General features: G+C 43.0%; 7 protein-coding genes. 6 read left to right on the plus strand and 1 reads right to left on the minus strand.

Annotated elements, in window-relative coordinates; translation table 11 throughout:
• Nucleotides 1-300 precede the first annotated feature (300 nt).
• Entirely contained in the window at nucleotides 301-918 is a 618-nt protein-coding gene (locus NLX73_RS22550; RefSeq protein ID WP_254327389.1) for a peptidase E, read from the plus strand.
• Nucleotides 919-1,066: 148 nt separating this feature from the next.
• On the opposite strand, the gene NLX73_RS22555 is transcribed toward NLX73_RS22550, so the two are convergent.
• Nucleotides 1,067-2,197 carry a Gfo/Idh/MocA family protein gene (locus tag NLX73_RS22555; RefSeq protein WP_254327390.1) on the minus strand — a complete coding sequence of 377 codons (1,131 nt, stop codon included), beginning with the start codon at nucleotides 2,195-2,197 and terminating at the stop codon, nucleotides 1,067-1,069.
• Between the two features lie 132 nt (nucleotides 2,198-2,329).
• On the opposite strand from NLX73_RS22555, the gene NLX73_RS22560 reads away from it, so the two are divergent.
• From NLX73_RS22560 to NLX73_RS22580, 5 genes are all read left to right on the plus strand, one after another.
• Complete coding sequence (locus tag NLX73_RS22560) at nucleotides 2,330-3,175, plus strand: LysR family transcriptional regulator (protein ID WP_254327391.1); 846 nt, start codon at nucleotides 2,330-2,332, stop codon at nucleotides 3,173-3,175.
• Between the two features lie 19 nt (nucleotides 3,176-3,194).
• Complete coding sequence (locus NLX73_RS22565) at nucleotides 3,195-3,866, plus strand: SGNH/GDSL hydrolase family protein (RefSeq protein ID WP_254327392.1); 672 nt, start codon at nucleotides 3,195-3,197, stop codon at nucleotides 3,864-3,866.
• 154 nt (nucleotides 3,867-4,020) lie between these two features.
• On the plus strand, nucleotides 4,021-4,491 hold the full coding sequence (locus tag NLX73_RS22570; protein ID WP_250267461.1) for a MarR family winged helix-turn-helix transcriptional regulator: 471 nt from the start codon (nucleotides 4,021-4,023) through the stop codon (nucleotides 4,489-4,491).
• Between the two features lie 21 nt (nucleotides 4,492-4,512).
• Nucleotides 4,513-5,451: an NADP-dependent oxidoreductase gene (locus tag NLX73_RS22575; RefSeq protein WP_254327393.1), complete on the plus strand. Its 939-nt coding sequence runs from the start codon at nucleotides 4,513-4,515 to the stop codon at nucleotides 5,449-5,451.
• 363 nt (nucleotides 5,452-5,814) lie between these two features.
• Entirely contained in the window at nucleotides 5,815-7,185 is a 1,371-nt protein-coding gene (locus NLX73_RS22580; RefSeq protein ID WP_023987039.1) for an NCS2 family permease, read from the plus strand.
• Nucleotides 7,186-7,615 lie beyond the last annotated feature (430 nt).

Consider the following 7,615-nt stretch of genomic DNA (forward strand, 5'->3'; position numbering starts at 1 on the left):
GTCTTTTTTACGGATTCAAGGTCGAACATCTGCTCCCAACTCAAAATGAGAGCGGGGAAGAGAGTATTTTATGGGTCAAAATCAAGGAACCCCAGTTATTTTCAACGGATACGAGGTTGGAAAAGAGGAGATATTATTCAATAATAATGTCTTCTTTTTTATATGACTTTATCAGCTTCAAGCTTTTTATGTTATCCTCCAATGGTGTCATGTTTTGATACTAATATATTTTATAATATACCTAGAATAAAGTGTTACATATCCCATTTCATTAAACGCTGTTCTAAGGAGAATAAAGAGATGAAAAAATTATTTTTGTCGTCCTCATTTAAGGATGTTGCACCATGGTTAGTCCATTTCGTCGGTGAAAACTTGGAAGGAAAAAAAGTCACCTTCATCCCAACCGCAAGTATTCCAGAGAAAGTTAAGTTTTATGTGGAATCAGGAAAAAAAGCATTAGAGAATTTAGGATTAGTCGTGGATGAAATCGAAATAAGCACAGCAACCTGGGATGAAATAGCGAGTAAAATTAGAGGGAATGACTATATTTATATTACCGGAGGCAACACATTTTATTTGCTTCAAGAGTTAAAAAGAACCGGGGCTGACAAAATCATTGCTGAAGAAGTTAATGCAGGGAAATTGTATATAGGCGAATCTGCAGGTTCGTTGATTTTATCACCGAATATCGAATATGTTCAACTTATGGACGATGTGCAGGAGGCGCCTGCTTTAGATTCCTTTGCTGCGCTAGGGGTCATTGAATTCTATCCAGTCCCCCATCATACGAACATCCCGTTTAAAAAAGCGGTGGAGGACATCATTGAGGAATATGGCAGCCAATTAAATTTATATCCAATCAGCAACGCGGAAGTTATTTTGGTTGAAGGTGATAGGATAAAAGTCGAGAATGCATGACTTCATTAAAAAAAGGTAATTTTTCTGGAGGGAAGTCCACTGCATTACCACCATCGAGTGGAGTAGGATTTTAACTGATTACAATATTAAAGAACATTCAATTCCACATGTATCGTGGTGCTGAATGTTCTTTTTTTATAATTCTACCTTACCATACAATCTTTTTCCCGGTTGCAGCCGATTCCTCAATGCGGTCTAGTAGCTGATGCAGCTTTAAGGCATGGTTGAAATCAGGAGCGAGACGGGTGCCCGTCAAAATATCCTCGGCAAATACATGATGAGCCTTGGCTACATTCAGGGTTACCCCTTGTTTTGGGAAATCCGGGCCTGTATCAGGCTCTCTAGTTATACTTATTTGTTCAAAAGCGCCATTAGGACCATGACTCTGCGTACTGCTTGGATCGTACACAAGTTTTTCGAGCGTTAGATTCCCAAATTGAACATGCCCAAGCGAAGGATTTTGTGTCAAACGCAAAATGCCCTTTTTCCCCTGAATCTCTATCTCAAACTTAGAATTCACCCCACCTTGAATGTGAACAGATACCGGTACTCCTTTTTCCAACAGCCCGTGAATCAGAATCTGATCGGCTGTATCCTTGGAAATGACTTCACCCGTTTCCTGAATAGTGGCTTCGTTATAGCAGGATGATGTGATGGCCGATAGCTCGCGGAATTCGCCAACGATGTATTGCAGCGCATCCAGGGAATGCCCGCCATTAATCGTGAGCAGATTAGCCCCATTGGCTCTATTCAGCAAATAAGCAGTGTCTTGATTTACTTGTCCTCCTTTGCCGGGAGTAGCTACTTGCATATGACAGGATATAATTTCACCAATCTCTCCGCCCTCTACGAGTTTTTTCATCGTTTGCACTTCAAGATCCTGTCGTGCCTGCAAGCCGACGGTATGATGAATGCCTGCCAATTCCGCCGCCTTGGCCATTTTAGCAGCTTCCGCAGTGTTTGCCCCCAAGGGCCATTCACAAAAAGTATGCTTTCTCTCTTGAATTGCCGCCATCACCGCCTCGTAATGATGGGGAACTTTTATGCTCACCACGACCATATCCACATCCTCGGAAGCTGCGAGCTTTTTGGCATCATCAAAAGCCAGTGCCGCGCCTACTTCTTCTGCGCTTTGTCGCGCACTCTCCATACGAGAGGTACCGACGGCAGTGATATCCAGGTTCAAGTGCTTGAGCAAAGCCGGAATATGCGTTTGACTGGCCCATTTATTATTCATCGAACCTCCTACGATACCTACACGAATCTTCTTTTTGATCATGTTGCCATACCTCCTGAGTTTTTAAAATGAGGGTGGAAAATAGCATCCAAGGCCAATATAATACATTTAACTCATAAATAATAATGCTTGTTTATGATATAGATATCATTTTATTTGATGGGAGGTGAAGAGATGGATATTGAAAATATGCAGGCATTTGTTTCGGTGGCAGAGCTGAGAAGCCTGACAGAAGCAGCTCAAAAGTTGAATCACCTGCAATCGAATATGACGGCCAAAATAAAGAAGCTGGAGGCTCATTACGACACAGCGTTATTTTACCGAAAGCCCCGTGGTATGGAGCTGACACCTTCAGGAGAAATCCTATATGCTCAGTTCAAGCAAATGTTGTTGCTATGGCAAGACACGGAGATGAAAATGAGACCGCAGGAGGAAAAGCTGCGCATCGGTACGATGCAGTCCATTGTTGCGGGGGAAACAACAAGGGCGCTTACGAAGGTATACGAGCTGTACCCGCAGGCCTCGGTTACATTAAAAACCGGAACCACCACGGAAATGGAGCGATTGATCCTCGACGGCGAGCTCGATATTGCTTTTGTCACAGGCTATCCCACCAACCCGTATATTCATTATCAAAAAATATGCCGTGAAGAGCTGGTGCTGGTGGGGAAAGGTATACATGAAGGCTCGGATCTCAAACAGGTGCTGCAAGGAGCTTCTATTATCATATTGTCGGATGGCTGCCTGTACCTAACGCATTTAAAGAAGATGTATCAGGACATGCAATTGACCCATGGCGAGGTGGTGGAGGTCGGTGTGTTTGATACGATGGTGGAATTTGCCTTGATGGGAATGGGAATCACCCTTATGTCTAAAAGGCTTGCGCGGCAATTCAAAGTAACATCCTATTTGCCCACTCCCCCAACCTTCGGCTACATGGATACATATTTAATCTCTCGTCCAAATCACGAAATGACAGCGATTGAACATAAATTTATCGAAATCAACAATACGATCTAATAGATAGGAGAGACATCGAATGACAATCAATCAAGGCAAATACCAAGGCAGCCATGCTGTATTTCTGGGCGATAGCATTACGTTTGGATATGAATTGCGTGATGGAGAAAAGCCTTACCCCCACCTTGTGAGCGGCGCACTGGGATTCCTAACCTTTGAGAATCACGGCATATCCGGCAGCAGTGTAGCCAGTGGCGGTTTTGAACCGATGTGTGAGCGTTATGAGAAAATGAACCCTCATGCGAACGTGATCTTTTTTATGGGGGGGAGAAACGATTTTTCGATGGGAGAAATATCGTTCGGTAGCTTGAATACGCCATCGACAGAAACGCGTACGTTTTATGGTGCGCTCAAGCATATTGCCGAAGGATTAATTAACCGTTATCCGGACAAGCTGATCGTCTTTTTGACTCCGCCTCACGGATCAAGTGATACGGTTCCTGAGCATCTGCCTAATGCCATTACTGGTCAAGTCTATAGCGCGTATGCACAGGCTGTGAGAGAAGTGGCCTCACTTTATTCTTTCCCGTGCTGCGATCTGTGGAATATCACCGGAATTCAACCACTATTGCCTGTACATAAACAAATGTACTTTACAGGGGAAAATGGTGTTCCTGACGGCCTGCACCCGAATCAGGCAGGCCACGAGCGGATGGCGGCCCGTATTATCGGATTTATGAATACACTGTAATTTGGACCATTTCATCGTTTTATTGAATGACCCTACTAACTACAAGTTCTAGAATGCTCAGGCTATCCGCTTAGCTTGAGCTTTTTTTTTGTGAATGTAGGATTTGTATATACTTGTCTCAGACTTGTTTATTTCTAGTGACGGTGTATAATACTTGATATATCAATTGATGGGTCAAGCATTAGAAGGAGGGTTTGTCATCGAACATTGCTCTGAAAGAAGCCAGTTGTTTTATCGCATGCATCTTTTGTGTAAAGAAATGAATAACGCTTTTGAAGCACAATTAAAAACCAGTTTTACCAAGGTCGAAATTTTGTATCATATTGATCATCGTCAGGAACTAAGTCAGCTAGAGCTCCAACATCTGCTCGTTCTGGATGGTGCAGCAGTGACCCGACATCTGAGAAGGCTGGAAGAGGAAGGTCTGATTTTTCGTAGTAAAAAAGAGCAGGATAAGCGTGTGACCTATATACGTTTGACCGAATTAGGGGTTCAAGAGCTGCAAGTTTTGTCAGAGCAAAGACAAGCCTTTCAGGAAAAGCTGCTATGTAAGTTTACAGATGAGGAAATTGTGGTTTTGACAGATGTGCTACAGCGTATGTCTAGCAATGTAAAGAATATGTAAATGTGCGAGGAGGAAATGAATATGAAAGCCATCGTTATAGATCAGTATGGAAGCAAGGATGAATTGAAAGAAAGAGAAGAGCCTACTCCTACACCACAGGCTCACCAGGTTGTAGTCAAAGTGGCGGCTACCTCCATCAATCCAATTGACTGGAAGCTGCGTGAAGGTTACTTAAAACAAATGATGGATTGGGAGTTCCCGATTATTTTAGGCTGGGATGTAGCCGGTACTATTTCGGAAGTAGGCAGCGAGGTCACCGATTGGAAAATGGGAGATGAAGTGTTTGCACGTCCGGACACCACCCGATTCGGTACTTATGCCGAGTATACCTTGGTGGATGATCATCTGCTGGCACGTAAACCCGCCTCAATTTCTTGGGAGGAAGCCGCTTCTGTACCTTTGGCGGGGTTGACTGCTTGGCAGGCGCTCTTTACACATGGTCAACTGACCAAAGGGGAAAAAGTATTAATCCACGCAGGTGCAGGTGGCGTAGGTATGTTTGCTATCCAGTTTGCCAAACAAGCCGGAGCCTATGTCATTACTACAGCCAGTGAGCGTAATCATGAATTGCTTGCTTCATTGGGAGCCGACCAAATCATTGACTATCGTACAACTCGTTTTGAGGAAGTTTTATCTGATGTGGACGTCGTGTTCGATACGATGGGCGGGGATGTTCAGAAGAACAGCTTTAAGGTAGTGAAAAAGGATACCGGACGGATCATATCCATTGTCAGCAATTTTGACGAAGAGCTGGTGAAGGAGTACAACGTAACGGCCAAAAATATATGGCTGGAGCCCAACGGACAGCAACTACAGGAAATTGCCGATCTGTTGGAGCAAAAGAAAGTAAGATCGGTAGTAGGAGCTACGTTTCCTTTTTCACAAAAAGGTTTGTATGACGCACACGCTTTAAGCGAAACCCACCACGCTGTTGGTAAAATTGCAATAACCTTCTCATAAGGACGCATACACATATACAGCACGAAAGGAATTGTACACGATGAAGATTTTAGAAGATTATTTTCACTACTTGATCTATCGTTTATCTGGAAAATATACCGGACTCAGCGAATGCCTTTGATTAGTACAAAAATATCTGATTCCTCTAAATGATAACCCGTCAGCTGCATAATAGCTTGCGGGTTTTCTGTTTTCCGAACAATACATATGTGTTCAATTTGTAACATTCGCTTTTTCTGTTGACAAGCAGTAAGTGAGAGCCTAAAATAACGAATGTAATAATATAGCGCATATGAATGCGAATATTACTTCAAACGAACGACAACAATACGAGTATGCTTTGCGTAGGAGGAATTACGACTCATGGAGCGTTTCTTTAAATTAAAGGAACATGGCACGAACGTCCGCACAGAGATTATTGCGGGGATTACTACTTTTATGACCATGGCTTATATTCTGGTGGTCAACAATACCTTTTTAGGTCCGACTGGAGCAGGTATGCCCAGTGAAGCTGTCTTTTTTGCGACGGCGGTAGGTGCAGGTTTGGTTACCATACTGATGGGGCTATTCGTTAATGTGCCGATCGGCATGGCGCCGGGGATGGGCTTGAATGCTTATTTTATGACTGTAGTCCTGAGTTCCAATGGCATGATTACTTGGCAAGCGGCACTTGGCGCTGTATTTATATCCGGTATCGTCTTTCTGATTTTAACCGTGACACGAGTAAGACAGATGCTGCTTGTTGCAGTTCCGGAAAATTTAAAGACAGCCATTACAGTGGGTATCGGTTTGTTTATTACGATTGTCGGCTTCAAGCTTTGTAATCTGGTTATGGTGAGCATCGTTCCAGGGACAGATGTTGGTCAACCGGTTCCGGGGCATGCGTTTAATTTGATTCTGGGAAGTCTGGTACATCAAAAGGATGCACTGCTGGCGCTAATCGGATTGCTTATTATCGCAGCACTGATGGTCGTTCGGGTCAAAGGTGCATTGCTGATTGGGATCGTAGCTACTACATTAATCGGTATTCCGATGGGAGTAACAAATTTGAGTAGCTTGACAACAGGCAACTGGATTCCTGATTTCAGTAATTTGGCTGTAGGTCAGTTAGACTTGAAAGCAGCTTTGCATATCGGTCTGTTTGATATCATTTTCATTTTCACATTTGTAGAGTTGTTTGATACGTTCGGTACCTTGGTAGGTACGGCTACACGCGCGGGTATAATGAAAGATAAGAAAAAAGGCGAGAAAATTATCGGTAAAGCGATGCTGGTTGATGCAGTTGGGGTAAGTACTGGTGCAGTATTGGGTACAAGTACGATTACAGCATTCGTAGAAAGCTCAGCAGGGGTAGAAGAAGGCGGACGTACCGGACTGACTGCTGTAACGACAGGTGTTCTGTTCTTGTTGGCCCTGTTTATTGCGCCGTTGGCTCTGGTTGTGCCTTCTGCCGCTACTGCTCCAGCTCTGATTATCGTTGGGGTCCTAATGATGAGTCAGGTTCGCAATATCGACTGGGATAACTTCCTGTTGGCGTTTCCTGCATTTTTGACCATCGTGCTGATGCCTTTCACAGGTGGAATCGCGAATGGTATCTCTGCTGGTATTCTGTCTTACGTTGTGCTGGCTGTGTTTAGTAACCTGTTTACCAGCAATAAAGTTAAAATTCACTGGCTCATGTGGGTGCTTGCTATTATTGTAGTGATCCGCTTTGCCTTTATGGGCTCCGAATAATTAGTAGATATAGAACACAGAACCTCTTTCATGTTGTTTAAGGGAAGAGGTTCTTTTTTTGTAGTTAGACGCAGATAGATACAAAGGAGCTACTATATAGAAGGAAAACAAATAATAAATAAAGCATTGTGAGATCTTATCTAATAAATGCTTGCAAAAGGGATATGTATATGGTATATTCTAATTCCGGCCAAGAAATACAATATTGCGAGCGAGTGTTACAAAAAAAAGATTTCAAAAAAGTGCTTGCAAAGTTGGTTCGGACATGATAAGATATAAGAGTTGATGAGGCGACAAACTGAATCAACAAGAAAAGAATATTTGATCTTTGAAAACTGAACAACGAGTGAGTAAAAACGATTTTGTTCGCAAAATCAAACAAGAGATATTTTTATCTCGTCAGTTTCAACATGAGCTTATCGCTCTTTCT

The sequence above is a fragment of the Paenibacillus sp. CH40 genome (assembly GCF_024213605.1).
Classification (GTDB): domain Bacteria; phylum Bacillota; class Bacilli; order Paenibacillales; family Paenibacillaceae; genus Paenibacillus; species Paenibacillus polymyxa_B.

What these genes read in the sequence shown, in the direction of transcription:
- NLX73_RS22555 (WP_254327390.1), bottom strand. Translation starts at nt 2,197, where the DNA reads ATGATCAAAAAGAAGATTCGTGTAGGTATCGTAGGAGGTTCGATGAAT.
- NLX73_RS22580 (WP_023987039.1), top strand. Translation starts at nt 5,815, where the DNA reads ATGGAGCGTTTCTTTAAATTAAAGGAACATGGCACGAACGTCCGCACA.
- NLX73_RS22560 (WP_254327391.1), top strand. Translation starts at nt 2,330, where the DNA reads ATGGATATTGAAAATATGCAGGCATTTGTTTCGGTGGCAGAGCTGAGA.
- NLX73_RS22575 (WP_254327393.1), top strand. Translation starts at nt 4,513, where the DNA reads ATGAAAGCCATCGTTATAGATCAGTATGGAAGCAAGGATGAATTGAAA.
- NLX73_RS22550 (WP_254327389.1), top strand. Translation starts at nt 301, where the DNA reads ATGAAAAAATTATTTTTGTCGTCCTCATTTAAGGATGTTGCACCATGG.
- NLX73_RS22565 (WP_254327392.1), top strand. Translation starts at nt 3,195, where the DNA reads ATGACAATCAATCAAGGCAAATACCAAGGCAGCCATGCTGTATTTCTG.